The organism is Pseudomonas sp. ATCC PTA-122608 (assembly GCF_001952855.1).
GTDB lineage: Bacteria > Pseudomonadota > Gammaproteobacteria > Pseudomonadales > Pseudomonadaceae > Aquipseudomonas.
On sequence record NZ_LPNO01000012.1, the window covers coordinates 101813 to 126201 of the forward strand.

The following is a 24389-nucleotide window of genomic DNA, read 5'->3' on the forward strand; positions in this document are numbered from 1 at the left end:
ACGAGGCCGTGAGCGCCTCTGAACGGGATATTTAGGAGTCTTTTATGGCCGTCGCCCTGAGCACCTTAGTCGAGGAAGCGGACCGCTACCTTAATAGTGCAAAAATCGCCGATTACTGCCCCAACGGCCTGCAGGTCGAGGGCCGGCCGCAAGTGCTGCGCATCGTCAGCGGCGTGACCGCCAGCCAGGCATTGCTGGACGCAGCGGTCGAAGCCCAGGCCGACCTGGTGCTGGTGCACCACGGTTACTTCTGGAAAGGCGAAAGCCCGTGCATCACCGGCATGAAGCAGCGCCGCCTGAAAACCCTGCTCAAGCACGACATCAGCCTGCTGGCCTACCACTTGCCCCTCGACCTGCACCCGGAAGTCGGCAACAACGTGCAACTGGCCAGGCAATTGGACATCACCGTCGAAGGCCCGCTGGACCCGGACAACCTCAAGGTCGTCGGGCTGGTGGGTTCCCTGGCCGAACCGGTGTCGCCCCGCGACTTCGCCCGCCGCGTGCAGGAAGCCATGGGCCGTGAGCCGCTGCTGATCGAAGGCAGCGAGATGATCCGCCGCGTGGGCTGGTGCACCGGTGGTGGCCAGGGCTACATTGACCAGGCGGTGCTGGCCGGCGTCGACCTGTACCTGAGCGGCGAAGCCTCGGAACAGACCTTCCACAGCGCCCGGGAAAACGACATCAGCTTTATCGCGGCCGGGCATCACGCCACTGAGCGATACGGTGTGCAGGCGTTGGGTGACTATCTGGCGCGGCGTTTTGCCCTGGAACACCTGTTCATTGATTGCCCCAACCCGATCTGACAAACACCGCCGGACACATGTGGGAGCGGGCTTGCTCGCGAATGCGGTGTGTCAGTCAATGCATGTGGCGACTGATGCACCGCATTCGCGAGCAAGCCCGCTCCCACATTTGACCGTGTTTTGCCTTGGTAACCCTCATTCATCCGCCCGACCCAGCCAAACCCAGCGGTATATTGATATACCGTTTCGATCTAGCCAGCTCCCTCAATAGAATCAGGTGCTGTGCTAGCATGCCCCGCTCGAACACGGCCCGCTGGCCGTCCATAAGATCGTTTTTCCGTGAGTAGCCATGGTCGACAAACTGACGCATCTGAAACAGCTGGAGGCGGAAAGCATCCACATCATCCGCGAGGTCGCCGCCGAGTTCGATAACCCGGTGATGCTCTACTCGATCGGTAAAGACTCCGCCGTGATGCTGCACCTGGCACGCAAGGCATTTTTCCCGGGCAAGCTGCCGTTTCCGGTCATGCACGTCGACACCCGCTGGAAATTCCAGGAGATGTACAAGTTCCGCGACAAGATGGTCGAAGAACTGGGCCTGGACCTGATCACCCATATCAACCCCGATGGCGTGGCGCAGAACATCAACCCGTTCACCCACGGCAGCGCCAAGCACACCGACATCATGAAGACCGAAGGCCTCAAGCAGGCCCTGGACAAGCATGGTTTCGACGCAGCATTCGGCGGTGCCCGTCGCGATGAAGAGAAATCCCGCGCCAAAGAGCGCGTGTACTCGTTCCGCGACAGCAAGCACCGCTGGGACCCGAAAAACCAGCGTCCGGAGCTGTGGAACGTCTACAACGGCAACGTCAACAAGGGCGAGTCGATCCGTGTGTTCCCGCTGTCCAACTGGACCGAGCTGGACATCTGGCAGTACATCTACCTGGAAGGCATCCCGATTGTTCCGCTGTACTTCGCCGCCGAGCGCGAAGTGATCGAGAAGAACGGCACGTTGATCATGATCGACGACGACCGCATCCTCGAGCACCTGTCCGACGAAGACAAAGCCCGAATCGTCAAAAAGAAAGTACGTTTCCGTACCCTTGGCTGCTACCCGTTGACGGGCGCGGTGGAGTCCGAAGCCGAGACGCTGACGGACATCATTCAGGAAATGCTCCTGACGCGAACTTCCGAGCGCCAGGGCCGGGTCATCGACCACGATGGCGCAGGCTCGATGGAAGATAAAAAACGTCAAGGCTATTTCTAAGGGGTTGTCATGTCGCACGTATCTGATTTGATCAGCGAGGACATCCTCGCCTACCTGGGCCAGCATGAGCGCAAGGAAATGTTGCGCTTCCTGACCTGTGGCAACGTCGATGACGGCAAAAGCACCCTGATCGGGCGCCTGCTGCACGACTCCAAGATGATCTACGAAGATCACCTGGAAGCCATCACCCGCGATTCGAAGAAGTCCGGCACCACCGGCGATGACATCGACCTGGCCTTGCTGGTCGACGGCCTGCAAGCCGAGCGCGAGCAGGGCATCACCATCGATGTTGCCTACCGCTACTTCTCCACCGCCAAGCGCAAATTCATCATTGCCGACACCCCCGGCCATGAGCAGTACACCCGCAACATGGCCACCGGTGCCTCCACCTGTGACCTGGCGATCATCCTGATCGACGCCCGCTACGGCGTGCAGACCCAGACCCGTCGCCACAGCTTTATCGCCTCATTGCTGGGGATCAAACACATCGTGGTGGCCGTCAACAAGATGGACATCAACGGCTTTGACCAAAGTGTGTTCGAGTCGATCAAGGCCGATTACCTGAAGTTCGCCGACGGTATCGCGTTCAAACCGAGCACCCTGACATTCGTGCCGATGTCGGCGCTCAAGGGCGACAACGTGGTGAACAAGAGCGAGCGTTCGCCTTGGTACACCGGCCAGTCGCTGATGGAAATTCTCGAAACCGTCGAGATCGCCAACGACCGCAACTACACCGACCTGCGTTTCCCGGTGCAGTACGTCAACCGTCCGAACCTGAACTTCCGTGGTTTCGCCGGCACCCTGGCCAGCGGCATCGTGCACAAGGGCGACGAAATCGTGGTGCTGCCGTCGGGCAAGAGCAGCCGCGTGAAATCCATCGTCACCTTTGAAGGCGAGCTGGAAAACGCCGGCCCAGGCCAGGCCGTGACCCTGACCATGGAAGACGAGATCGACATCTCCCGTGGCGACTTGCTGGTACATGCCGACAACGTGCCGCAAGTGACCGACGCCTTCGACGCCATGCTGGTGTGGATGGCTGAAGAGCCGATGCTGCCGGGCAAGAAATACGACATCAAGCGCGCCACCAGCTACGTGCCGGGTTCCATCACCAGCATCGTGCATCGCGTCGATGTGAACACCCTGGAAGAAGGCCCGGCGAGCGCCTTGCAGTTGAACGAGATCGGCCGGGTCAAGGTCAGCCTCGACACGGTCATCGCCCTGGACGGTTACGCGAGCAACCGCACCACCGGTTCGTTTATCGTCATCGACCGCTTGACCAACGGCACCGTGGCAGCCGGCATGATCATCGCGCCGCCGGTGACTCACGGCAGCGCGGCGCAGCATGGCAAGTTGGCTCACGTGGCCACCGAAGAACGCGCCCAGCGCTTCGGCCAGCAACCGGCGACCGTGTTGTTCAGCGGCTTGTCGGGCGCCGGCAAAAGCACCCTGGCCTACGCGGTTGAACGCAAGCTGTTCGACATGGGCCGTGCAGTGTTTGTGCTGGATGGCCAGAACTTGCGCCATGACCTGAACAAGGGCCTGCCGCAGGACCGCGCCGGGCGTACCGAGAACTGGCGCCGTGCCGCGCACGTGGCGCGTCAGTTCAACGAAGCGGGCCTGCTGACTCTGGCAGCGTTCGTTGCCCCGGATGCCGAAGGGCGCGAACAGGCCAAGGCGCTGATCGGCGGTGATCGTTTGCTGACCGTCTACGTGCAGGCTTCGCCGCTGGTGTGTGCCGAGCGTGATCCGCAAGGCTTGTACGCGGCGGGCGGGGATAACATCCCCGGTGAGTCCTTCCCGTATGACGTGCCGTTGAATGCTGACCTTGTGATCGACACCCAGGCGTTGTCGCTGGAAGACAGCGTCAAGCAAGTGCTGGAACTGCTGCGCCAGCGCGGCGCGATCTAAGCGTCACGCGCACAAAAAAGCCCGCCACCGATCACTCGGTGGCGGGCTTTTTCATGCGAACCGTGATCTCTGTAGGAGCGAGCTTGCTCGCGAAAAACCTGAGTGCGCCGCGTTGAATCAGGATGCCAACGTCATCGTTAACGACCTTCGCGAGCAAGCTCGCTCCTACAGGTGTCAGGCAGGAAAGTCGCGGTGAAGCTGTTCCAGCAACACATCCTTCTCTTCCCACAACCGGTTGATCCAACCCTGGAACGCCAACCGATATTCCCCATCCTGCTCATAATTCTTGCCGATAAACTCGGCCGGAATCTGCACTTCCTCAAACTGCACGACAACCTCCTTCACATTCCCGCACAGCAAATCCCAATAACCGGGGCGCCCACCAGGATAGTGAATGGTCACGTTCACCAGCGACTTCAGCTGTTCACCCATGGCATCCAGTACAAACGCGATACCACCGGCCTTCGGCTTGAGCAGATAACGAAACGGTGACTTCTGCTGTGCATGCTTGCCGGGGGTAAACCGCGTGCCTTCGGCAAAGTTGAAAATGCCCACCGGGTTGTGGCGAAACTTCGCGCAGGTCTTGCGGGTGGTTTCCAGGTCTTTGCCTTTCTTTTCCGGATGCTTTTCCAGGTACGCCTTGGTGTAGCGCTTCATGAACGGGAAGCCCAGTGTCCACCACGCCAGACCGATCACCGGGACCCAGATCAGCTCTTGCTTGAGGAAGAACTTCAGCGGGCGAATACGCCGGTTGAGCACGTATTGCAGCACCATGATATCGACCCAGCTCTGGTGGTTACTGGTCACCAGGTACGAGTGTTCATAGTCGAGGCCTTCCAGGCCCTTCAAGTGCCAGCGGGTGCGACATACCAGGTTCATCCAGGCCTTGTTGTTGCTGATCCAGGCCTCGTGGGTCTGGTTCATCAGCCATTCACTGAAGCGTTTGGCAAACGGCAACGCCTTGAACAGCGCCACGATAAACAGGAACGAGCACAGCAGGATCGTGTTCAACGCCAGCAACAGCGAGGCGATCACCCCACGCACGGCAGCAGGTAGAAAATCCAGCATTTAGACATCCATAGGTCGGTTGGCGGCTTGAATCGCGGTCAATGCGATGGTGTACACGATGTCGTCCACCTGCGCCCCACGGGGCAGGTCGTTCACCGGTTTGCGCAGGCCTTGCAGCATCGGCCCCAGGCTCACGCAATCGGCACTGCGCTGCACGGCCTTGTGGGTGGTGTTGCCGGTGTTCAGGTCGGGGAACACGAACACCGTGGCCTTGCCCGCCACCAGGCTGTTGGGCGCCAGTTGCCGGGCCACGGTTTCGTTGGCGGCGGCGTCGTATTGCAACGGGCCGTCGATCAGCAGCGAGCTTTGGGCTTCGTGGGCGAGCAGGGTGGCTTCGCGGACTTTCTCGACTTCTTCGCCCGTGGCCGAATCACCGCTGGAATAACTGATCATCGCCACCCGTGGCGTGATGCCGAACGCGGCGGCCGAGTCGGCGCTTTGCAGGGCGATTTCCGCCAGCTCGGCGGCGCTTGGGTGCGGGTTCATCACGCAGTCGCCGTATACCAGCACTTGCTCCGGGAACAGCATGAAGAACACCGACGAGACCAGGGTGCAGCCCGGCGCGGTCTTGATCAACTGGAGGGCTGGGCGAATGGTGTTGGCGGTGGAGTGGATGACGCCGGAGACCAGGCCGTCGACTTCATCCAGGGCGAGCATCATGGTGGCGATCACCACCGTGTCTTCCAGTTGCTGCTCGGCCATCGGTGCGTTGAGGCTTTTGGTTTTGCGCAGGGCCACCATTGGCTCCACGTAGCGCTGGCGAATCAAGTCCGGGTCGAGAATCTCCAGGCCTTCGGGCAGCTCGATGCCATGGGCGCGGGCCACCGCTTCCACGTCCGCCGGCTTGGCCAGCAGCACGCAACGGGCAATTCCGCGTGCCTGGCAGATGGCGGCAGCCTGCACGGTCAGCGGCTCGCTACCTTCCGGCAAAACGATGCGCTTATTGGCCGCCTGGGCGCGTTGGATCAGTTGATAACGGAATACGGCCGGCGACAGGCGCATCTCCCGCGGCGTGCCGCAGCGTTGATGCAGCCAGCGGGCGTCGAGGTGGCTGGCGACGAAATCGGTGATGATCTCCGCACGTTCGCGGTCATCAATCGGGATTTCCTTGTTCAGGCTGTTGAGCTGGTTGGCGGTGTCGTAAGAGCCGGTGCTCACCGACAGCACCGGCAGCCCGGCCTGGAACGCGCCCCGGCACAGGTCCATGATCCGTGGGTCGGGCAGGGTGTCGCTGGTCAGCAACAGGCCGGCCAGCGGCACGCCGTTGATGGCGGCCAGGCTGACGGCGAGGATGATGTCGTCGCGGTCGCCGGGCGTCACCACCAATACGCCGGGCTTGAGCAGCTCCACGGTGTTGCGCATGGTGCGGGCGCAGATGATGATTTTGGTCATGCGCCGGGTTTCGTAGTCACCGGCGTTGAGGATTTGCGCGCCCATCAGGTCGGCCACGTCGCGGGTGCGCGGGGCGTTGAGTTCCGGCTGGTACGGGATGCAGCCCAACAGGCGGAAATCGCCGCTGCGCAATAACGGCGAGTGCTCTTTGAGGCGCGCCGAGAATGCTTCCATGCTTTCGTCGGTGCGCACCTTGTTCAGGATCACGCCCAACACTTTTGGATCTTTCGGGCCGCCGAACAACTGGGCCTGCAATTCCACGCGGCCGGAGAGTTCGGTGAGCACTTCGTTTTCCGGGGCCGAGACCAGGATTACTTCGGCGTCCAGGCTCTTGGCCAGGTGCAGGTTGACCCGGGCCGCATAGCTGGCGCTGCGGGTTGGCACCATGCCTTCGACAATCAGCACGTCCTTGCCCACGGCAGCTTGTTGGTAAAGGGTGATGATTTCTTCCAGCAGTTCATCCAGTTGGCCGTCGCCGAGCATCCGCTCTACATGGGCCAGGCCCAAGGGCTGGGGTGGTTTCAGGCCGTGGGTACGGGCCACCAGTTCGGTGGAGCGCTCGGGGCCGGTATCGCCGGGGTGTGGCTGGGCAATCGGTTTGAAGAAGCCGACTTTCAGCCCGGCCCGTTCAAGGGTACGCACCAGCCCAAGGCTGATGGAGGTCAGACCCACACCAAAATCGGTGGGCGCGATAAAAAAAGTCTGCATGCGAATTCTCTGGAGGTGCATGGCTTCGGTGGCGGCCTATGGCTGGCTGCCTACCGGGAATCAGGTGCCAAGGTTATCTCTATCTGAGCCTTGCGCACACCAGCCGCACCTAAAGGGCTTGTCTATTTTTTCAAGGCGTTGTGCCGGGTCCGTGACCCAGGCGCGGGATTGCCAGGGTGGCTGGTGGCGCAGGTGCTGGGTGTGGCCGCAGGAAAGGTCGACGACCCAGTGCTGGTCTTCGTCCTGGTGAAATCCGACGACCGTCGGGTCAGTTGTTCGACCCCGTCCGTCCGGGTTGTGTTCGCTTTCGGGCAAATCCTTGTTTAGACTTGTCCGTTCTTCATTCTTCTGCAAAAGGTCTCGCCCCATGCCGATCGCCGCCAATAAGGCTGTCTCCATTGACTATACCCTGACCAACGACGCTGGTGAGGTCATCGACAGTTCTGCCGGCGGCGCGCCGCTGGTCTACCTGCAAGGTGCAGGTAACATCATCCCGGGCCTGGAAAAGGCTCTGGAAGGCAAAGAGGTCGGTGACGAACTGACCGTTGCCGTAGAACCTGAAGATGCCTACGGCGAATACGCTGCCGAACTGGTCAGCACCCTGAGCCGCAGCATGTTCGAAGGCGTTGACGAGCTGGAAGTGGGCATGCAGTTCCACGCTTCCGCTCCGGACGGCCAGATGCAGATCGTCACTATCCGCGACCTGGACGGCGACGACGTGACCGTCGACGGCAACCACCCGCTGGCGGGCCAGCGCCTGAACTTCCAGGTGAAGATCGTCGCTATCCGTGACGCTTCCCAGGAAGAAGTGGCCCACGGCCACGTGCACGGCGAAGGTGGTCACCACCATTAATTGATAGAGCGACGCTCTGTCAGTTGGAAAAAGGCGCCTTCGGGCGCCTTTTTCATTTGGCGGCTATTCTTGCCGACTTGGCGGCTGTAATCTCGAATGGCCGTTACAAAGAACATAGGATATCTGGAGTTCGTCATGAGTGCTTTCCACGACCTTAAACTCAAAGCCCTGGATGGTCAGGAGCTGCCTCTGGCGCCCTTCAAGGGGCAAGTCGTGCTGGTGGTCAACGTCGCCTCCAAATGTGGTTTGACACCACAGTACGCCGCGCTGGAAAACCTCTATCAGCAATACAAAAGCCAGGGTTTCACCGTACTCGGGTTGCCGTGCAATCAATTTGCCGGGCAGGAACCGGGTACTGAAGAAGAAATCCAGGAATTCTGCAGCCTCAACTACGGCGTGACCTTTCCCCTGGGCAGCAAGCTCGACGTGAATGGTCACGATCGCCACCAACTGTATCGATTGCTGGCGGGCGAGGGCGCCGAATTTCCCGGGGACATTACCTGGAACTTCGAAAAATTCCTGCTGGGTAAAGACGGCCGGGTCCTGGCGCGTTTCTCACCGCGTACACCGCCGGATGATCCCACCATCGTGCAGGCAATCGAAAAAGCCTTGAGCTGACTTACAACTGTAGGAGCGAGCTTGCTCGCGATGGACGTTAACGATGACGCGGGGAATTTGATTTAACGCGGCGTCCTCAGGTTTTTCGCGAGCCAGCTCGCTCCTACAGTAATCCCGCGCTTTTACCCCTTAATCACCATAATCAATAGTGCTGTTCAGCGCTTTTCGCACTCCATATTATCCACATCATAAATTTGTCTTCCGTGGAGTGCTCCCATGCCTGTCCAAGCCTTGTTCAAACCGTTCCAGCTCGGCGCACTGCAACTGCCGACACGCGTGGTGATGGCGCCGATGACCCGTTCGTTCTCCCCGGGTGGCGTGCCTAACTCCAAAGTGATCGAGTACTACCGCCGTCGCGCCGCTGCCGGTGTCGGCCTGATCATCACCGAAGGCACCGTGGTCGGTCACCCCGCCTCCAACGGCTACCCGAACGTCCCGCATTTCTACGGTGAGGCCGCCCTGGCCGGCTGGAAAAAAGTGGTCGACGCGGTGCACGCCGAAGGCGGCAAGATCGTCCCGCAACTGTGGCATGTGGGTAGCGTACGGCGCATCGGCACCGAGCCGGATGCCAGCGTCCCGGCTTACGGCCCCACCGAAAAACTCAAGGACGGCAACGTCGTCGTCCACGGCATGACCGTGCAAGACATCAAGGACGTGATCGCCGCGTTCGCCCAAGCCGCCAAGGATGCCCAGAGCATCGGCATGGACGGCGTGGAAATCCACGGCGCACACGGTTACCTGGTGGACCAGTTCTTCTGGGAAGGCACCAACCTGCGCACCGACGAATACGGCGGCAGCCTGGCCAACCGTTCGCGCTTTGCCATCGAATTGATCCAGGCCATCCGCGCTGCCGTGGGCCCGGACTTCCCGATCATCTTGCGTTTCTCCCAGTGGAAGCAGCAGGACTACACCGCGCGCCTGGTGCAAACCCCGCAAGCGCTGGGTGAATTCCTCAAGCCGCTGTCTGATGCCGGCGTGGATATTTTCCACTGCTCCACCCGCCGTTTCTGGGAGCCGGAATTCGAAGGCTCCGAACTGAACCTGGCTGGCTGGACCCGCAAGCTCACCGGCAAGCCGACCATCACTGTGGGCAGCGTCGGCCTGGATGGTGAGTTCCTGCAGTTCATGGTCAACACCGACAAGATTGCGCAACCGGCCAGCCTGGAAAACCTGCTGGAGCGCCTGAACAACGACGAGTTTGATCTGGTGGCGGTTGGCCGTGCGTTGCTGGTGGACCCGGATTGGGCGCTCAAAGTGCGCGAAGGGCGTGAGGGCGACATCTTGCCGTTTAGTCGTGAGGCGTTGACGACCCTTGTTTGAGCGCGATTCTGCGCTTTCAACAAGGTTTCTGACAGGAAGCCGGATACCCGGCTCCCTGTGATTTTCAGGTCGTAAATGAGCCATCTACCCCCATAGTGGGGATGTCATGAGGTTTACGTAAAAGGGCGCCGGCCTGTGAGTGCGGACGGTTGGCGCTCGGAATAACTGTCATAGGCGGAATTCGCCTGGTGTGCAGGCATGAATCGCGATTGTGACGATTGCTCGTCGGCTTGAAGGCTGTGATTGCGCAACAGCGGTTGCTGGTTGTTTCTGCTGAGGTGAGCAGGGTATCCGCCGTTTTCAGGCCGTGGGCGTGCGGGATTTGCGCCGTARTCGGGWYGCGGGCGTGCGGGATTTGCGCCGTAGTCGGGTTGCGGGCGTGCGGGATTTGCGCCGTAGTCGGGTTGCGGGCGTGCGGGATTTGCGCCGTAGTCGGGTTGCGGGCGTGCRGGATTTGCGCCGTARTCGGGYCGTGGGCGTGCGGGATTTKCGCCGTAATCGGGTTGCGGGCGTGCGGGATTCGCGCCGTAGTCGGGCCGTGGGCGTGCAGGATTCCCGCTGCCGGGTTGCGCAGGGCGAGCGGGTGAGCACTTGGAACGTCTGCCGCGATCATCCGGCGGTGCGGGTTGCCAGGCGTTTCCACTCGGTTGGGTATCCTGTCGGTCCCACCCTGACATTGGCTGTTTGCCGGAAGGCTGTTGCGCTTGCGTGGGGTTTTCAAAGCGAGTAACGCTGGCAGGGTTTGATACGTGATTCAGTATAAACATCGTTGATCTCTATATTGGGTTGTTGCTTATAGATTTTCCCCGCTTGTTTTGGGATTTTTCCCATGCCCAAGCTGGCGCCTCTTTGATAAGTAGGCGTCACTTGGGTGGGTAACCCGTAAGGTCGCGTTCCCGATATATTCAGTCATGAAACTGCGCTTTTCGGTGCGGCTGAGGCTTTTTTTCAGGGCAGGCCGCGTAACTCAGGGGATAGCAGAACGAGTTGGTAAAGTTGCTGACTTTCCTTGTCGTCTAATCATCGCGTCACAGGTGCAGGTGTAACGGGCAAGTGGGCCCCACACACACCTCGTAACTGAATCTCAAACTGTTCGACAATCGCTGGCCAACCTTGACGGCTGGCGTGTTGCCGGGCATTGAGCCGCACCCGCCGTAAACTCTCGCGCTCTTCCAACAGCCAGTTCGCGGCATCGCAAAACGCCTCCTCATCCCCCGGCATTGCCAGCACGCCACTGTAGCCATGGCGAATATGCTGGGTCGCGGCCGCCTGGTCGTACGCCACTACACCCAACCCTGACGCCATGGCTTCCAGCACCACGTTGCCGAAGGTTTCAGTCAGGCTGGGGAACAGGAACACATCCCCGGATGCGTAATGCCTGGCCAACTCTTCACCGCGCAGGGTGCCGCAGAAAATCGCCTCCGGCAGTTCCTTTTCCAGCATCGCCCGTTGTGGGCCGTCACCGACGATGATCAGTTTCATCTGGCGCAGTGGGTAGGTGTCCTGCAGCGTTTCAAAGCAGCGCTTGAGCAACCCGAGGTTTTTTTCCTGGGCCAGGCGGCCCACATGCAACACCGCAGTTTGCTCACTGGTCAGTGCCCAACTTTCACGCAGCGCATTATCGCGTTTGGCCGGATGAAACAGCTGGCTGTCGACACCTCGCGCAAGCATGCCCAGGCGCTCGAAGTGGCGCCGCTCGAGCTCCATGCGTTGGCTGGCGCTGGGCACCAGGGTCAGGGTCGAACGGTTATGGAACCAGCGCAGATAGTGGGTCAACGCCCGGCTCAACATGCCCAGGCCGTACTGGTTGGAATACTGCTGGAAGTTGGTGTGGAAGCCACTCACCACGCTGATCCCCAAGCGCCGCGCCGCCCTGAGTGCGGACAAACCCAACGGCCCTTCGGTGGCGATGTACAGCACATCCGGGCGCTGGCGGGTCCAGCGCCGCAACAACTTGTGCATCGACGACTGGCCCCATTGCAGCCCCGGATAACCCGGCAACGGCCAACCCCGGCAAAGCATCAGGCCGTCGTCGCTGGGCCGGCTCTGGTCGCTGCCCTGGCGCGGGCGAACCAGTTCGACTTGATGCCCGCGCGCGCGCAAACCGTCACACAGGCGGCCAAGGGTATTGGCCACCCCGTTGATCTCGGGCGGGAAGGTTTCGGTAATCAGGGTGATGTGGAGCGAAGCTGTCGTCATGACCCACAGTGTCGGTGTGGGCCATGTCGTCATTGTGTCTTTTGGATGATGGATTTGTGACGGCTCAGGCCTTTTTAACGGCCATCGCCTCGGCGCCTTGCTCACGCACCCAGAACAACGTCGCCCCGGCCACCGCCGCCGGCATCATCAGCAGGTTCACCACCGGCACCAGCAGCACCAGGTAAACGATGCCGCCAAAACTCATGCTCTGCCAGCGCTTCTGGCGCAGCCAGGCGAGCATTTCGTTCCAGCCCAGCTTGTGGTTGTCCGCCGGGTAGTCGATGTACTGGATCGCCATCATCCACACGCCGAACAGCAGCCACAGCGGCGCGGCCACCAGGTTGACCACCGGGATGAACGACAGGATAAACAGGCCGATGGCCCGTGGCAGGAAGTAGCCCAGTTTGCGCATTTCCCGGGCCAGGGTACGCGGGACCATGGCCGCCAGTTCGGCCCAGCTGAATGCCGGGAAGTCATCGGTGCCGCGCACCACCACTTCGACTTTTTCCGACAGAAAGCCGTTGAACGGCGCGGCGATGATATTGGCGAGCATGGTGAAGGTGAAAAACACCATCAGCACCACCAGCACCACGAATAAAGGCCACAGCAGATAATTGAGAAAGCTCAGCCAACTCGGCAGCGTCGGCATCAGCGTGTCGACCCACAGGCTGAACTGATGGCCGGCGAAGTAGATCAATCCGACGAACAGGATCAGGTTGATCGCCAGTGGCAGCAGCACAAACAGGCGCAAGCCAGGGCTGAGTACCAGTTTGAGGCCTTCGCGCAGGTACTGTGGGCCTGAAAGAACGGGGGCGGGCATGGATAACTCCGGGCAATGGGGGCGAACGCGCCGACCTTACCGGCTTTGGGAGTACCGGGAAAGCACGGCCCGCGTCGCGACATTAACGGTAACAAAGGTGTCGATTAATAGAGGGCACGGGATAGAGACCACCTATGAGCTGGATTGTTATTCCGTATTTCCTTAATCTTGCCTCCCTCTATACGCTGCACCCATTATTTTCAGGATCTGCGAGTTCAAGCCTTCCCCAAGTGCTTCGCGGTCCTTTTTTATTCCAGCCGTTCTGTAGTCCGGGCGGTCGATAGGAGTGAGTCATGTCTGATACCCGTCATTCGCGAGTGATTATTCTCGGTTCCGGCCCTGCCGGTTACAGCGCTGCCGTCTACGCTGCCCGCGCCAACCTCAAGCCGCTGCTGATCACCGGCATGCAAGCGGGCGGTCAGTTGACCACCACCACCGAAGTCGACAACTGGCCAGGCGACGTTCACGGCCTGACCGGCCCGGTGCTGATGGAACGCATGAAAGAACACGCCGAGCGTTTCGAAACCGAAATCGTGTTTGATCACATCAACGCGGTCGACTTCTCGAAAAAGCCATACAGCCTGACCGGCGACAGCGGTGTGTACACCTGTGACGCGCTGATCATCGCCACCGGCGCCAGCGCTCGTTACCTGGGCCTGCCGTCAGAAGAAGCGTTCATGGGCAAGGGTGTTTCCGCCTGCGCGACCTGCGACGGTTTCTTCTACCGCAACAAGCCAGTGGCTGTGGTCGGTGGCGGCAATACCGCGGTGGAAGAGGCGCTGTACCTGGCCAACATCGCCAGCACCGTGACCCTGGTTCACCGCCGCGAGACCTTCCGCGCCGAGAAGATCCTGATCGACAAGCTGCATGCCCGCGTTGCCGAAGGCAAGATCATCCTCAAGCTCAACGCCACCCTGGATGAAGTCCTGGGTGACAACATGGGCGTGACCGGTGCTCGCCTGAAGAACAACGACGGCAGCTTCGACGAACTGAAGGTCGACGGCGTGTTCATCGCCATCGGCCACACCCCGAACACCTCGTTGTTCGAAGGCGTGCTGGATGCAAAAGACGGTTACCTGATCGTGCAGGGCGGCCGTGAAGGCAACGCGACGGCCACCAACATCGAAGGTATCTTCGCTGCCGGTGACGTGGCTGACCACGTCTACCGCCAGGCGATCACCTCCGCTGGGGCTGGCTGCATGGCGGCATTGGATGCCGAGCGTTACCTCGACGGTTTGAAAGACGCTGCGTTCTAAACCGCTGAAACAAAAAAACCGGCTGCGAGGCCGGTTTTTTTACGTCTGCGATTTATGCAACACCGCAGCTCAAATGTGGGAGCGGGCTTGCTCGCGAATGCAGAGTGTCAGGCAATACATCTGGTGACTGATACACCGCATTCGCGAGCAAGCCCGCTCCCACATTTTGATCTATGCCTGACTCAGGATTTGCGGGTCAGTGGCTGTGCGGCAAACTTCACACCCGCCAACCCATGCTCGATCAACGCACGAATGTTGCCGTGGTCACTGCCTTCAGGCGTGGCCAGCACCGAACGGTAATGCTCGCCAAACGCCAACAGCGCTTCCTGGTCGCTAAAGCCTTCCAGCAGTGCCAGGCCCAGGGTCTTGCACGATCCTTCGTTCTGCCCGGCGGCGTTTTCCACGCTGGCGTTGGTGAAGGCTTGTGGCTGGTAGTCGTAACCGGCGGCAACAAAAGCCAGGGTGTCGGCGAAAGCGTGTTCGCCGCTGTTGAGGCTGGCGCGCAGGGTGTTCAGGTCAGTCATGGGTTTTTCCTTTGGCGAATGCCGCTTGCTGTTCGGCACTGGCTTCTTGCTGGTATTGGGCTTTCCACTCGGCGTACGGCATGCCGTACACCACTTCACGGGCGTCATCGAGGCTCAGCTCAATCTGGCGCTCGTCGGCCTCGGCCTTGTACCACTTGGACAAGCAGTTGCGGCAGAAGCCTGAGAGGTTCATCAGGTCGATGTTCTGCACATCCTTGCGGCTGTCCAGGTGGGCCACCAGCCGGCGGAAGGCGGCGGCTTCGAGTTCGAGGCGTTGTTGATCGTTCATGGTACTCACTGCAAAGGTAAGGGTTAGCGACTGGCCGCCAGGGTGATCGACACCGATTCGGCAAAACGCAACGCATGGGGTTTGTCGACTTCGACTTCGGCGTACAGCACCGACGTATTGCTCATCACCAGGTCGAGGATCTCCTGGGTCAGGCGCTCCAGCAGGGCGAAGCGGTTGCCTTCCACATGGGCGATGATCGCCTTGGTGATGGTGCGGTAGTTCAGCGCGTGGTCGATGTCGTTGTCGCGTACGGCTTCCTGGGCGGCATACAGGATGGTCAGGTTGATCAACACATCCTGCTTGTTGAGGATTTCATCCTCGTTGATCCCGATAAACGTGCGCAGGCACAGGTCTTTGACCCGGATGCGCGCCATGCCTGGCTGAAGTTGTGGCATTGCTACTTGCTCCGTCCAATCAGTTGCAGGAACTCCATGCGCGTGGTGTTCGACTCGCGGAACGCGCCGAGCATCACCGAGGTGTTCATGGTTGAGTTCTGTTTTTCCACGCCGCGCATCATCATGCACATGTGCTTGGCTTCGATCACTACCGCCACACCTGCTGCTTGAGTGACTTCCTGGATAGCGTCGGCGATTTCCCGCGTGAGATTCTCCTGGATCTGCAGGCGCCGGGCGAACATGTCGACGATCCGCGCCAGCTTCGACAGGCCGAGGACCTTGCCGGTCGGAATATAGGCCACATGGGCCTTGCCGATAAAGGGCAGCAGGTGATGCTCGCACAGCGAATACAGCTCGATGTCCTTGAGGATCACCATCTCGTCGTTGTCGGAGGCGAACAGCGCACCGTTGACGATTTCCTCCAGGTTCTGCTCGTAACCATGACACAGGTACTGCATGGCCTTGGCGGCCCGCTTCGGCGTGTCGAGCAAACCTTCGCGCTCCGGGTCTTCGCCCAGGCCCTTGAGGATCTCGCGGTAATGGTGGGGCAGGGACAAAGTCATACAACATCCTCGCAAACGGCTTACTTGATATGCCGCCCGCCGTTGACGGTCAGGGTGGTACCGGTGACATACGGGTTATCCAGCAGGTAACGCACGCTCTGGTAAATCACCTCGGGGCCGGGTTCGATACCCAGTGCCGCCTTGGCCAGGACCTTGGCGCGGTAGGCCGCGTCGTCGCCCTCGTTGAACATCACCATCGCCGGGGCAATGCCGTTCACCTTGATTGTCGGTGCAAGTTGCGCGGCAAACGACAAGGTCAGGCTGTCGAGCCCGGCCTTGGTGGCGCAGTAGGCAATGTGCTGGCGGCTGCCCTTGCGGGTCACGTCATCGCTGATGTGCACGATATCCGCAGGCGTGGAGCTTTGCAGCAGGTAAGCACAATGCAGGTTGATCAGGTACGGCGCAAGCATGTGCACGCTGAACATGTCGGTAAAGGCGCGGCTCTCGTCCCCGGGCGTTTCCGCCTCCCAGGCCGACGCATTATGGATGATCGCGCGCAGGCTCTGGGTGTGCGTCTTCAGCTCGTCGATGAAGGCGAGAATACCTGCCTCGCAGGAAAAGTCGGCAAACACGCCAATCGCACCCCGCTCGCGCAGGGTCTGCACGCCGGGACGTTCGCTGCGGTAACTGAAAATCACCGGCTGCCCTTCGTCCAGCAGGCGCAGGGCGCAATGCAGGCCGACACGTTGGCCGGCACCGGTGATCAGGATCGGGGCGGGAGTTGAAGACATGGGAAGCTCGAGTCGCTGGCAGGCTAAAACTATACCAGCGCGCGGCCTCCCTTGTACTCAAGCAGCGGCTTCGGTGGCCTTTACCCGGGCCGGAGCCGGATGCAGCCAGTTGGCCAGCAGGTGGGTCGACAACGGAATAAAGAAGTAAACCATCAGCGGCGTCAGCGCGAGGGTGCTGACCAGCACACGGCTCAACAAACCCAGCTCGCTGAGCAGCGGCTCAAGGCCGAAGTTGAACAGCAGCGACACCGGGAAAAACGCCAGCCAGATGGCCACGGCCTGCTTCCAGCGTGGCGGTCGTGCGGCGGCGGCGCCAAACCAGCCGTCGATACCGCGTACACGATGCTCCGAGGGCGCAGCAAACAGCTCACTGCCACGACCGAGCCATGCACTACGAGACGCGGAAAACTCCCAGGCATGCAGGGTCTTTTCGTCGGCGAAGCGGAAAATAATCTGGAATTCATCATCGTTGGGCGGCGGGGCAAGCACGCCGGAGCCCAAGTAACCGGGAAAGTCCGTGGCCAATTGCTCGCCTTCGCGCAGCCAGGCCATCAACTCTTCATAACGACCCTTGGCCACGCGGCGCGCAACCATCAGGGTGACGGGGGAGGTAGACATTGTGTATCTCCATAAGGATCAGGTGCGCTTGGCCGGGTAGGTGGCGCACGAACGAAGCTGCGGGGTAAGCAGCCACGTTGAAAAAACAGGCAAGGATTATTCCTGTTTTGAAAAAATACACCAGCGGCATTGGTCGGCTGGCTGAAGACCTTGAAACGGACAGCTGTATGGGCGTTAAATGGGATCCAAATTCCTTACGGTGTTTTTAGTGCGCTGATGTCTGTAATGACTGCTCCATCCCCTCATATGACGCTTGGCAACCCCGCCGATTCCGACGAGTTATTCCCGATTCGTGAAGTGGCAAGATTGACAGGCATCAACCCCGTCACCCTACGTGCCTGGGAACGTCGGTATGGGCTGATCCAGCCGGTTCGCACCGAAAGCGGGCACCGCCTGTATTCGCGCACCGATATCGACACCGTTCATCGTATTCTTGACTGGATCGAACGCGGTGTGGCGGTGAGCAAGGTGGGGAAAATCCTCGCCCGGGATGATCAGCAAGTCGAAGTTGCAGCCGTCGCACCCGCCGGTGCGGAACATGAATGGAGCCAATGGCAGCAACAGTTGCGAACGGCCGTCGGTGCCTTCGACGATCGGCAACTGGACCGGTTGTATGGCCAAATTTTCGCAGCCTACCCGGTGAGCGTGGTTTTCCAGGACATCCTGATGCCGCTCTGGCAGCAGTTATTGCGTCACCAGGGACTTTTTGGCCAGACCAGCGAATGGCTGTTTTTTGATGGGTTCCTGCGCAGCCGCACCTGGAAACGCCTGCAAACCGGCTGCGCCTCTGCGGCGCCGCGGGTGCTGCTGGCGGCCATCGCGGGAGAATGTCGGGAGCTGGAATTGCTCGTCGCAGGCCTGCTGATGAGCGGTGACGAATTAGCGGTCAAGGTCTTGGCCGTGGGCCAGCCGATGGATGAATTGACACTCGTCTGTGAAAAAACCAAGCCCCAAGCCCTTGTGGTGTTCTCCAATCACTCGCCCACCAGTGAGTTGCCCCGGCGCCTCGAGCGGCTTGCCCTGACCATCGACTGCCCGCTTTTGTTAGCCGGTGATGCGGCGGAATTGGCTCAGGAGCAACTGAAGGGGTCGCCGGTCGGATGCTTGGGCAATGAAGGGCGATTGATGCAGCGCCGCCTGCAGCAGTTTCTGCGCGGCGGCCTGGATACCTGAATTCAGGCGTGGACTTCGGGGTGGAACAAGCGATGTTGCTGCAGGATAAACTGGCGCAGGCGCTCGGTTTCATCCGCATCACTCTGGCTTAGGCGATAGGCGAACAACCCTCGGGCATTTTCCCGCTCCAGCGTGCCGCGTACCGAGATACGCTCATACCCGGACGGGCTGAACCACAGGGAAAAGGTTTTAGGCGCCTTGACCCGCCCGCGAATTTCCACCAGCAACCCTTTGAACGACACCTCATGCACCCACAGCGCACTCGGCTGCCCCTTGATATTTTCCAGCGGTACCGGCTCTTCAAGTGCCAGGCGCCACGGGCGAATCATCGGGCCGTCTTCGAAAATACTCGGCACACCCAGGCGCAAATGCACGGCATGAAACTCGTCTTCCACTAATTGCAGCGGAAAGGTCATTTGCTGGTTATCGAATTGTGCCTGGAGGGTGACATGGTCGTGAGCCGCCAAGCGGGTGAGCAAATCACGAATCTGCGCACCGCCATTGACCGTCAGGCTCGACGACGCATCCCGCACGTTCAGTTGCGGGTTGTGGTGCATGGTCTGAATAAAATCCAGCTCGTCCTGCGTCAAAAGCGCGTCGCGTTGCATTGATCTTGCTCAAGGAAAAGGTATTAAAACGCCATTATCTCTTTAAAGACCGCGTTTTCTAGTTTTTGTTAGATCCGCTCGTCGCCTTGAGTGCCTCAAGCTCCGCCCTGAGGTCCGCCAACTGGGCTTCCAATTGCGCGACACGCTGCTGGGCCTTGACCTGAGCGGTCACATCTTTCTGCACGCCGACAACGTAGGTCTGCTTGTCGGCCGGGTTGTAAACCGTCGATAACGACAGCTCATTCCAGAAGTGGGTGCCATCCTTACGGTAATTGCGCAGGATTTCCCGGCAGGGCTCACCGCTCTCCAAAGCTTCGCGAATCGCCATAAGCCCTGGCTGGTCACGGTCTCCCGATTGCATGAAGCGGCAATCCTGATAGAGGATTTCGTCGAGGGTGTAGCCGGTCATGCGCTCGAACGCCGGGTTTACGTAAATCAGTGGCATATCCTTGCCTTCGCGCTCGGCAATTACGATGCCGTCGTTGGAGGCGTTGATCACCAGTTGCATCAGCTTGGCGTTAATCATTGAGCGGTCCATGGCTTGTCTTCGGAATTCGCAGTTTAAGACATGCTGGCAGCCTTTCCACTGGCCCCAGCTGTTAATATCCCAGGCTTTTAGTCAGTTACAGGATCAGATTGATGAAAGTCGCCATCCTTTCCGGCTCGGTGTACGGCACGGCTGAAGAAGTCGCCCGTCACGCTGCAAGCATTCTCAACGCTGCCGGTTTCGACGCCTGGCACAACCCGCGTGCCACCTTGGCTGACGTGCAGGGCTTCGCGCCCGAGGCTTTTTTGGCGGTGACTTCCACCACCGGCATGGGCGAGTTGCCCGACAACCTGCAGCCGCTGTACTCGACCATCCGCGACCAATTGCCCGCTGCCTGGCGTGGCCTGCCGGGCGCGGTGATCGGCCTGGGCGACGCCAGCTATGGCGACACCTTCTGCGGCGGTGGCGAGCAAATGCGCGAGCTGTTTGCAGAGTTGGGCGTGCATGAAGTACTGCCGATGCTGCGCCTGGACGCCAGCGAAAGCGTGACCCCGGAAGCCGACGCCGAGCCATGGCTGGCGGAACTGGTCACTGCACTGCGCGGTTGACCGGGAATTCTCGCAACAATGCCAGCCAGGCCTGGGCGGCTTTCGACAGATAGGCGCCCTCACGCCAGATAAAGGCAATGTCCCAGCGCAGGTATTCCGGCGCCTTGAGCGTCAAGCGCACCACGCCGGGCCTTACCAGGCCACGGGCTACCACGCTGGGCAACAACACCACGCCTTGGCCGGCGGCCACCAATGCGGCGAGAAAATCCGCCTGGCCACTGCGCCCGCTTTCCTTCGGGGTAAAGCCCAGTTGCTGACAGGCCTGCAACAGGCGGTCGTTCAATACAAAACTACGTTGGTACATCAGGAACGGCGTGTCAGCCAATTCCTCCAGGCGGATTTGCGCGTTATCGGCCAGCGGGTGATCCATGGGCAGCAGGGCGTCCAGCGGCTCATCACAAAATGCCTGCCAGGCGAACGCCGGGTCGCTGGGCATCAAGCTACCGCCCACCTCCAGTTCTCCACTCAAGATTGCCTGCTCGATATTGCGGCTGCCGCCTTCCAGCAGTTGAATCGTGACATTCGGATAGCGCCGGCGGTATTCGGCAAACAACCCGGCAAACAGCGTGTCGCCACCCAACTGCGGCAAGCCCATACGCAGTTCGCCACGGGTCAGCTGATTCAAGTCATCCAGCTCGCTGAGCAACTCGGCTTGCTGGCGCAGCATCGCCTCTGCCCGCTGCAACACCACTTGCCCGGCCGCCGTCAGGCGAATCTGCGAACCCAGGCGATCCAGCAACGGCGTGCCCAGGCTTTGTTCCAATTGCGCGACCTGCTTGCTGACAGCGGACTGGCTGATGTGCAGGGTTTTGCCGGCTTGGGTAAAACCGCCGCGGTGGATCACTTCGACAAAGCTGCGCAACTGTTTAAATTCCATCGACCTGATTCCAGTTTGGAATAGATTGCAGTCTAACAATTCGCTGTGGGGATGCCAGGCGCCTCTTTAAAATAGAAGCCCTGCGAGGACCCAAAGCTCATGAAACGTTTAACTTTCAAACTCGTCGGTCGGTTGCTGGCTGAACTGATCATCCTGCTGGCCATCTACTTTCTGGGCTGCCAACTGGCGGCCTGGTTGAACTGGCCTATTCCCGGTGGCGTGGTCGGCCTGGGCCTGTTGCTGCTGACCTTCGCCACCGGCCTGGTAAAACCGGCGGCTCTGCAATTGGGTGCCGGTGTGCTGATGGCGGAGATGCTGCTGTTCTTTATTCCTGCGTTGATGAGCCTTCTGGACTACGGCGGCCTGGTAAAGCACGACGGCTGGCGGATCATGCTGGTGATCGGCTTCAGCACCTTGTCGGTGATGTTGGTGACCGCGTTTACCGTGGAATTCGTTTGCCGTTGGAAGTTGCGCCATGAAGCTTGAGCTGATGCCGATGTTCTGGCTGGCGCTAACCCTCGGCGCCTACGCCTTCAGCCGCTGGATCTACCTGCGCACCGGGCGTTACCTGCTGTCGCCGCTGATCCTGGTGCCCGCGCTGTTGTTGGCGGTGGCCGTGCCGATGAAGACTGCCTATGCCGAATACTCCACCGACACCCACTGGCTGATGCTGGTGCTGGGCCCGGTCACCGTGGCATTCGCCATTCCGATCTGGCAACAGCGCCAATTGCTGATACGCCACTGGTCAGCGTTGTTGCTGGGGATGGTGGCGGGCAGCGCGGCGTCCATCGCCACTTCGTATGGCCTGGCCAAAGCCTTGGCGCTCGACAGCTCGGTGACGATGTCGTTGGTGCCCCGTTCGATCACCACGCCGTTCGCCATGCCGGTGTCTTCCGACCTGGGCGGAGTGCCGGAACTGACGGCCGTATTCGTGATGTTCACCGGTGTGTTTGGCGCCATGCTCGGCGGCGTGTTGCTCAAGTGGCTGCCGCTGCGCACACCGTTGGCTCGTGGCGCATTGTTTGGCGTGGGCGCTCACGGCGCAGGTGTCAGCCGGGCCCATGAAGTGGGTGGCGAGGAAGGCTCGGTGGCGGGTCTGGTGATGGTGCTGACCGGATTGCTCAACCTGTTTGCCGCGCCTTTATTGGCGTCGCTTCTCTGACGCAATTTGAGCGAGTTGCAACTATCCTCATGACTGACCCGCTCGGTCATCAAGGTGGCTGCCAATGCAACTACGGCAGCCTCGGCGTCTGACTAGACTGGCCCTTCTGCCTGGATTGCCCCTTCACTCAAAAAAATAATAAAGCGCGCCAAGGAGGTCATTGCCGTGAGCCTAGCCACTGTTCAATCGACACACAGCGTAAAAGATCAGGTCAGCGCTGCCGAATGGCAGACCCGCGTCGACCTCGCCGCGTGCTATCGCCTGGTAGCGATGCACGGTTGGGACGACCTGATTTTCACCCATATCTCAGCCAAGGTGCCGGGCACCGAAGACTTCCTGATCAACCCTTATGGGCTGATGTTCCACGAGATCACCGCATCGAGCCTGGTGAAGGTCGACCAGGCCGGCAACAAGCTGATGGACAGTCCCTACGAGGTCAACCCGGCGGGCTACACCATCCACAGCGCGGTTCACGAAGTTCGCCACGACGTGGTCTGCGTGCTGCACACCCACACCGCTTCCGGCATTGCTGTTTCCGCGCAGAAGCAGGGCGTATTGCCCATCAGCCAGCAGTCCTTGTTTGTGCTGTCCAGCCTGGCCTATCACGCCTACGAAGGCGTGGCGCTGAACCACGAGGAAAAGGCCCGCTTGCAGGCCGACCTTGGCGCAAACAATTTCCTGATGCTGCACAACCACGGCTTGCTGACTTGCGGTGGCAGCATCGCCGATACCTTCCTGATGATGTTCATCTTTCAGCGCACCTGCGATATCCAGGTGATGGCGCAGAATGGTGGTGCGGAATTGATCACGATTGCACCACCGATATTGGCCGGTGCCCGGGCGATGATCGCCGGGGTTACCAAAAGCGCCCAAGGCATGGGCGGCGCGCTGGCATGGCCGGCGCTGCTGCGCAAACTCGACGCACTCGACCCCGGGTATAAAAGCTGATGCCACTCGCCGAGATTCCGCTGCGTATCTGGCGCCAGCGCGCCCAGAGCTTCGAGTTTCGCGGCCGCACCATTCGTTATTGGGTGGCGGGGCAGGGCGAGCCTTTGCTGCTGATCCATGGGTTCCCGACGGCCAGTTGGGATTGGCATTACCTCTGGCAGCCGTTGGCCCAGCGCTATCAAGTGATTGCGTGCGACATGCTGGGGTTTGGCGATTCGGCCAAGCCGTTGGATCACACCTATTGCCTGCTGGAGCAGGCGGATTTGCAGCAGGCGTTGCTGGAGCATCTTTGGGTGCAGCAGCCGGTGCATGTGTTGGCCCATGATTACGGTGACAGTGTTGCGCAGGAGCTGTTGGCGCGGCATTACGAAGGGCGGTTTCAGATGGCCAGTGGTGTGTTTCTCAACGGTGGGTTGTTTCCGGAGACGCATCGTCCGGCGTTGGTTCAGAAGCTGTTGCTGAGCCCGTTGGGGTGGATGATCGGGCGGGCGTTTGGGCGTAATGCGTTGGCCAACAGTTTTGGGCAGATTTTTGGGCCTTCGACCCGGCCCAGTGAAAGTGCGTTGGATGATTTCTGGAGCTTGATCGAGAGCCAGGATGGGCCGCGGATTTTGCACAAGTTGATTGCGTATATTCCTCAGCGTAGGCAGCAGCGGGATCGATGGGTGGAAGCGATGCAGCGGGGGGAGGTGCCGTTGCGGGTGATTGATGGGGAGGTTGATCCGATTTCTGGGGGGCATATGGTTCAGCGCTATCGTGAACTGGTGCCGCATGCGGATGCGGTGTTGCTGGCGAATATTGGGCACTATCCGCAGATTGAGGCGCCGGTGCAGGTGTTGAAGCATTATCTGGCGTTTCGGGAGGGGCTTGGGGTGGGGGCTTCTCGGGTGGCTTATTCTTGAGGTTTTGATGGGGGGCATATCCGTTATTTAGGTCACGGCCTCCTATGGTTCCGCTCTTACAGCCATCCCTTTCAAGGTCTGTGTTTAAAGCCCCGTTTAAAGCCATGTTTAAGTCCGTTTATCCGACTTGGCCGCCTTAAGCACCCTAGCTGTTGAGACATGCGCCCGTGCCGCCTTACCTTCAAGCCATTCCTTGGGCTTGGCGACTTTAGGACCGCGAGGGCTTTTCGCGACGGACTTGGGTTTGATCAACCTCGCCAGGGCCAGCAACCGCTCTGCCAGCCCTTGCGGGGTCTTTTCAAGAGGGAAATTTTCCGCAGGCAATGCGATCTGCAAGCCTTGATAATCACTG

General features: G+C 60.1%; 27 protein-coding genes and 1 pseudogene. 13 read left to right on the top strand and 15 right to left on the bottom strand.

The window, feature by feature from the left end:
- Positions 1-44: 44 nt before the first annotated feature.
- The 3 genes from AU074_RS12520 to cysN all read left to right on the top strand — a co-directional run bounded on the left by AU074_RS12520 (position 45) and on the right by cysN (position 3918).
- Positions 45-803: a Nif3-like dinuclear metal center hexameric protein gene (locus AU074_RS12520; RefSeq protein WP_010177002.1), complete on the top strand. Its 759-nt coding sequence runs from the start codon at positions 45-47 to the stop codon at positions 801-803.
- Positions 804-1092: 289 nt separating this feature from the next.
- The gene (gene cysD, locus AU074_RS12525) at positions 1093-2010 is read left to right on the top strand and encodes a sulfate adenylyltransferase subunit CysD (RefSeq protein ID WP_016971196.1); all 918 of its coding nucleotides are present in this window, start codon (positions 1093-1095) and stop codon (positions 2008-2010) included.
- Between the two features lie 9 nt (positions 2011-2019).
- On the top strand, positions 2020-3918 hold the full coding sequence (gene cysN / locus AU074_RS12530) for a sulfate adenylyltransferase subunit CysN (RefSeq protein ID WP_076014988.1): 1899 nt from the start codon (positions 2020-2022) through the stop codon (positions 3916-3918).
- 174 nt (positions 3919-4092) lie between these two features.
- On the opposite strand, the gene AU074_RS12535 is transcribed toward cysN, so the two are convergent.
- The 3 genes from AU074_RS12535 to AU074_RS12545 are packed head-to-tail and all read right to left on the bottom strand — an operon-like array spanning position 4093 to position 7485.
- The gene (locus AU074_RS12535; protein ID WP_076014989.1) at positions 4093-4986 is read right to left on the bottom strand and encodes an acyltransferase; all 894 of its coding nucleotides are present in this window, start codon (positions 4984-4986) and stop codon (positions 4093-4095) included.
- The gene (gene pta, locus AU074_RS12540) at positions 4987-7086 is read right to left on the bottom strand and encodes a phosphate acetyltransferase (RefSeq protein WP_017476010.1); all 2100 of its coding nucleotides are present in this window, start codon (positions 7084-7086) and stop codon (positions 4987-4989) included.
- Between the two features lie 60 nt (positions 7087-7146).
- Positions 7147-7485 (bottom strand): DUF3565 domain-containing protein, encoded by a 339-nt coding sequence (locus AU074_RS12545; RefSeq protein WP_076014990.1) that lies wholly within the window; start codon positions 7483-7485, stop codon positions 7147-7149.
- Between AU074_RS12545 and AU074_RS12550 the strand changes: the two genes are divergently transcribed.
- The 3 genes from AU074_RS12550 (at position 7454) to AU074_RS12560 (ending at position 9877) form a co-directional block, all read left to right on the top strand.
- On the top strand, positions 7454-7939 hold the full coding sequence (locus AU074_RS12550) for a peptidylprolyl isomerase (RefSeq protein WP_003208457.1): 486 nt from the start codon (positions 7454-7456) through the stop codon (positions 7937-7939). The two genes, AU074_RS12545 and AU074_RS12550, sit on opposite strands and share 32 nt — an antisense overlap.
- A 135-nt stretch (positions 7940-8074) precedes the next feature.
- Positions 8075-8557 (top strand): glutathione peroxidase, encoded by a 483-nt coding sequence (locus AU074_RS12555; RefSeq protein WP_076014991.1) that lies wholly within the window; start codon positions 8075-8077, stop codon positions 8555-8557.
- Between the two features lie 216 nt (positions 8558-8773).
- Positions 8774-9877 carry an NADH:flavin oxidoreductase gene (locus AU074_RS12560; RefSeq protein WP_076014992.1) on the top strand — a complete coding sequence of 368 codons (1104 nt, stop codon included), beginning with the start codon at positions 8774-8776 and terminating at the stop codon, positions 9875-9877.
- Between the two features lie 1020 nt (positions 9878-10897).
- Here the strand turns inward: AU074_RS12560 and AU074_RS12570 are convergent.
- Both AU074_RS12570 and cysZ read right to left on the bottom strand, forming a co-directional pair.
- The gene (locus AU074_RS12570; RefSeq protein WP_076014994.1) at positions 10898-12076 is read right to left on the bottom strand and encodes a glycosyltransferase family 1 protein; all 1179 of its coding nucleotides are present in this window, start codon (positions 12074-12076) and stop codon (positions 10898-10900) included.
- 64 nt (positions 12077-12140) lie between these two features.
- Positions 12141-12896, bottom strand: a complete 756-nt coding sequence (cysZ, locus tag AU074_RS12575) for a sulfate transporter CysZ (RefSeq protein WP_076014995.1) — start codon at positions 12894-12896, stop codon at positions 12141-12143.
- Between the two features lie 293 nt (positions 12897-13189).
- Here cysZ and trxB point away from each other — a divergent pair, with 293 nt between their 5' ends.
- Positions 13190-14152, top strand: coding sequence for a thioredoxin-disulfide reductase (gene trxB / locus AU074_RS12580; RefSeq protein WP_063033099.1), 963 nt, complete (start codon positions 13190-13192; stop codon positions 14150-14152).
- Positions 14153-14334: 182 nt separating this feature from the next.
- On the opposite strand, the gene AU074_RS12585 is transcribed toward trxB, so the two are convergent.
- Genes AU074_RS12585 through AU074_RS12610 form a run of 6 tightly spaced genes read right to left on the bottom strand, consistent with a single transcriptional unit; the run spans position 14335 to position 17272 of the window.
- Complete coding sequence (locus tag AU074_RS12585; protein WP_076014996.1) at positions 14335-14676, bottom strand: HopJ type III effector protein; 342 nt, start codon at positions 14674-14676, stop codon at positions 14335-14337.
- A complete protein-coding gene (locus tag AU074_RS12590) occupies positions 14669-14965 on the bottom strand; it encodes a DUF1244 domain-containing protein (RefSeq protein WP_008432302.1) in 297 nt (98 codons plus the stop codon). Before AU074_RS12590 ends, AU074_RS12585 begins: the two co-directional genes overlap by 8 nt.
- A 23-nt stretch (positions 14966-14988) precedes the next feature.
- Positions 14989-15360, bottom strand: coding sequence for a dihydroneopterin triphosphate 2'-epimerase (gene folX / locus AU074_RS12595; RefSeq protein ID WP_003208474.1), 372 nt, complete (start codon positions 15358-15360; stop codon positions 14989-14991).
- A gap of 2 nt (positions 15361-15362) precedes the next feature.
- Positions 15363-15923 (bottom strand): GTP cyclohydrolase I FolE, encoded by a 561-nt coding sequence (gene folE, locus AU074_RS12600; RefSeq protein ID WP_076014997.1) that lies wholly within the window; start codon positions 15921-15923, stop codon positions 15363-15365.
- Positions 15924-15943: 20 nt separating this feature from the next.
- Entirely contained in the window at positions 15944-16654 is a 711-nt protein-coding gene (folM, locus tag AU074_RS12605; RefSeq protein ID WP_076014998.1) for a dihydromonapterin reductase, read from the bottom strand.
- Between the two features lie 57 nt (positions 16655-16711).
- Complete coding sequence (locus AU074_RS12610; protein WP_076014999.1) at positions 16712-17272, bottom strand: antibiotic biosynthesis monooxygenase; 561 nt, start codon at positions 17270-17272, stop codon at positions 16712-16714.
- A gap of 216 nt (positions 17273-17488) precedes the next feature.
- Here AU074_RS12610 and AU074_RS12615 point away from each other — a divergent pair, with 216 nt between their 5' ends.
- Complete coding sequence (locus AU074_RS12615) at positions 17489-18445, top strand: MerR family transcriptional regulator (protein ID WP_076015000.1); 957 nt, start codon at positions 17489-17491, stop codon at positions 18443-18445.
- A gap of 2 nt (positions 18446-18447) precedes the next feature.
- Here the strand turns inward: AU074_RS12615 and AU074_RS12620 are convergent, their stop codons facing one another.
- The gene (locus AU074_RS12620; RefSeq protein WP_076015001.1) at positions 18448-19053 is read right to left on the bottom strand and encodes a hypothetical protein; all 606 of its coding nucleotides are present in this window, start codon (positions 19051-19053) and stop codon (positions 18448-18450) included.
- Between the two features lie 58 nt (positions 19054-19111).
- The gene (locus tag AU074_RS12625) at positions 19112-19579 is read right to left on the bottom strand and encodes a PAS domain S-box protein (protein ID WP_076015002.1); all 468 of its coding nucleotides are present in this window, start codon (positions 19577-19579) and stop codon (positions 19112-19114) included.
- A gap of 113 nt (positions 19580-19692) precedes the next feature.
- Here AU074_RS12625 and AU074_RS12630 point away from each other — a divergent pair, with 113 nt between their 5' ends.
- A complete protein-coding gene (locus AU074_RS12630; protein ID WP_003208486.1) occupies positions 19693-20148 on the top strand; it encodes a flavodoxin in 456 nt (151 codons plus the stop codon).
- Here AU074_RS12630 and AU074_RS12635 read toward each other — a convergent pair.
- Positions 20129-21025 carry a LysR substrate-binding domain-containing protein gene (locus AU074_RS12635; protein WP_076015003.1) on the bottom strand — a complete coding sequence of 299 codons (897 nt, stop codon included), beginning with the start codon at positions 21023-21025 and terminating at the stop codon, positions 20129-20131. The genes AU074_RS12630 and AU074_RS12635 overlap by 20 nt on opposite strands.
- A 99-nt stretch (positions 21026-21124) precedes the next feature.
- Between AU074_RS12635 and AU074_RS12640 the strand changes: the two genes are divergently transcribed.
- The 4 genes from AU074_RS12640 to AU074_RS12655 all read left to right on the top strand — a co-directional run bounded on the left by AU074_RS12640 (position 21125) and on the right by AU074_RS12655 (position 24037).
- Positions 21125-21511: a CidA/LrgA family protein gene (locus AU074_RS12640; RefSeq protein ID WP_076015004.1), complete on the top strand. Its 387-nt coding sequence runs from the start codon at positions 21125-21127 to the stop codon at positions 21509-21511.
- Positions 21501-22187 carry an LrgB family protein gene (locus tag AU074_RS12645; protein WP_076015005.1) on the top strand — a complete coding sequence of 229 codons (687 nt, stop codon included), beginning with the start codon at positions 21501-21503 and terminating at the stop codon, positions 22185-22187. Before AU074_RS12640 ends, AU074_RS12645 begins: the two co-directional genes overlap by 11 nt.
- A 165-nt stretch (positions 22188-22352) precedes the next feature.
- The gene (locus AU074_RS12650) at positions 22353-23135 is read left to right on the top strand and encodes a class II aldolase/adducin family protein (RefSeq protein ID WP_076015006.1); all 783 of its coding nucleotides are present in this window, start codon (positions 22353-22355) and stop codon (positions 23133-23135) included.
- Positions 23135-24037 carry an alpha/beta fold hydrolase gene (locus AU074_RS12655; RefSeq protein WP_076015007.1) on the top strand — a complete coding sequence of 301 codons (903 nt, stop codon included), beginning with the start codon at positions 23135-23137 and terminating at the stop codon, positions 24035-24037. The genes AU074_RS12650 and AU074_RS12655 overlap by 1 nt, the downstream gene beginning before the upstream one ends.
- Before the next feature lie 108 nt (positions 24038-24145).
- Here AU074_RS12655 and AU074_RS12660 read toward each other — a convergent pair.
- A pseudogene (locus tag AU074_RS12660) lies at positions 24146-24389 on the bottom strand (IS4 family transposase); the annotation flags it as partial.

What these genes read in the sequence shown, in the direction of transcription:
- AU074_RS12520 (WP_010177002.1), top strand. Translation starts at nt 45, where the DNA reads ATGGCCGTCGCCCTGAGCACCTTAGTCGAGGAAGCGGACCGCTACCTT.
- cysD (WP_016971196.1), top strand. Translation starts at nt 1,093, where the DNA reads ATGGTCGACAAACTGACGCATCTGAAACAGCTGGAGGCGGAAAGCATC.
- cysN (WP_076014988.1), top strand. Translation starts at nt 2,020, where the DNA reads ATGTCGCACGTATCTGATTTGATCAGCGAGGACATCCTCGCCTACCTG.
- AU074_RS12535 (WP_076014989.1), bottom strand. Translation starts at nt 4,986, where the DNA reads ATGCTGGATTTTCTACCTGCTGCCGTGCGTGGGGTGATCGCCTCGCTG.
- pta (WP_017476010.1), bottom strand. Translation starts at nt 7,086, where the DNA reads ATGCAGACTTTTTTTATCGCGCCCACCGATTTTGGTGTGGGTCTGACC.
- AU074_RS12550 (WP_003208457.1), top strand. Translation starts at nt 7,454, where the DNA reads ATGCCGATCGCCGCCAATAAGGCTGTCTCCATTGACTATACCCTGACC.
- AU074_RS12545 (WP_076014990.1), bottom strand. Translation starts at nt 7,485, where the DNA reads ATGGAGACAGCCTTATTGGCGGCGATCGGCATGGGGCGAGACCTTTTG.
- AU074_RS12555 (WP_076014991.1), top strand. Translation starts at nt 8,075, where the DNA reads ATGAGTGCTTTCCACGACCTTAAACTCAAAGCCCTGGATGGTCAGGAG.
- AU074_RS12560 (WP_076014992.1), top strand. Translation starts at nt 8,774, where the DNA reads ATGCCTGTCCAAGCCTTGTTCAAACCGTTCCAGCTCGGCGCACTGCAA.
- AU074_RS12570 (WP_076014994.1), bottom strand. Translation starts at nt 12,076, where the DNA reads ATGACGACAGCTTCGCTCCACATCACCCTGATTACCGAAACCTTCCCG.
- cysZ (WP_076014995.1), bottom strand. Translation starts at nt 12,896, where the DNA reads ATGCCCGCCCCCGTTCTTTCAGGCCCACAGTACCTGCGCGAAGGCCTC.
- trxB (WP_063033099.1), top strand. Translation starts at nt 13,190, where the DNA reads ATGTCTGATACCCGTCATTCGCGAGTGATTATTCTCGGTTCCGGCCCT.
- AU074_RS12585 (WP_076014996.1), bottom strand. Translation starts at nt 14,676, where the DNA reads ATGACTGACCTGAACACCCTGCGCGCCAGCCTCAACAGCGGCGAACAC.
- AU074_RS12590 (WP_008432302.1), bottom strand. Translation starts at nt 14,965, where the DNA reads ATGAACGATCAACAACGCCTCGAACTCGAAGCCGCCGCCTTCCGCCGG.
- folX (WP_003208474.1), bottom strand. Translation starts at nt 15,360, where the DNA reads ATGCCACAACTTCAGCCAGGCATGGCGCGCATCCGGGTCAAAGACCTG.
- folE (WP_076014997.1), bottom strand. Translation starts at nt 15,923, where the DNA reads ATGACTTTGTCCCTGCCCCACCATTACCGCGAGATCCTCAAGGGCCTG.
- folM (WP_076014998.1), bottom strand. Translation starts at nt 16,654, where the DNA reads ATGTCTTCAACTCCCGCCCCGATCCTGATCACCGGTGCCGGCCAACGT.
- AU074_RS12610 (WP_076014999.1), bottom strand. Translation starts at nt 17,272, where the DNA reads ATGTCTACCTCCCCCGTCACCCTGATGGTTGCGCGCCGCGTGGCCAAG.
- AU074_RS12615 (WP_076015000.1), top strand. Translation starts at nt 17,489, where the DNA reads ATGTCTGTAATGACTGCTCCATCCCCTCATATGACGCTTGGCAACCCC.
- AU074_RS12620 (WP_076015001.1), bottom strand. Translation starts at nt 19,053, where the DNA reads ATGCAACGCGACGCGCTTTTGACGCAGGACGAGCTGGATTTTATTCAG.
- AU074_RS12625 (WP_076015002.1), bottom strand. Translation starts at nt 19,579, where the DNA reads ATGATTAACGCCAAGCTGATGCAACTGGTGATCAACGCCTCCAACGAC.
- AU074_RS12630 (WP_003208486.1), top strand. Translation starts at nt 19,693, where the DNA reads ATGAAAGTCGCCATCCTTTCCGGCTCGGTGTACGGCACGGCTGAAGAA.
- AU074_RS12635 (WP_076015003.1), bottom strand. Translation starts at nt 21,025, where the DNA reads ATGGAATTTAAACAGTTGCGCAGCTTTGTCGAAGTGATCCACCGCGGC.
- AU074_RS12640 (WP_076015004.1), top strand. Translation starts at nt 21,125, where the DNA reads ATGAAACGTTTAACTTTCAAACTCGTCGGTCGGTTGCTGGCTGAACTG.
- AU074_RS12645 (WP_076015005.1), top strand. Translation starts at nt 21,501, where the DNA reads ATGAAGCTTGAGCTGATGCCGATGTTCTGGCTGGCGCTAACCCTCGGC.
- AU074_RS12655 (WP_076015007.1), top strand. Translation starts at nt 23,135, where the DNA reads ATGCCACTCGCCGAGATTCCGCTGCGTATCTGGCGCCAGCGCGCCCAG.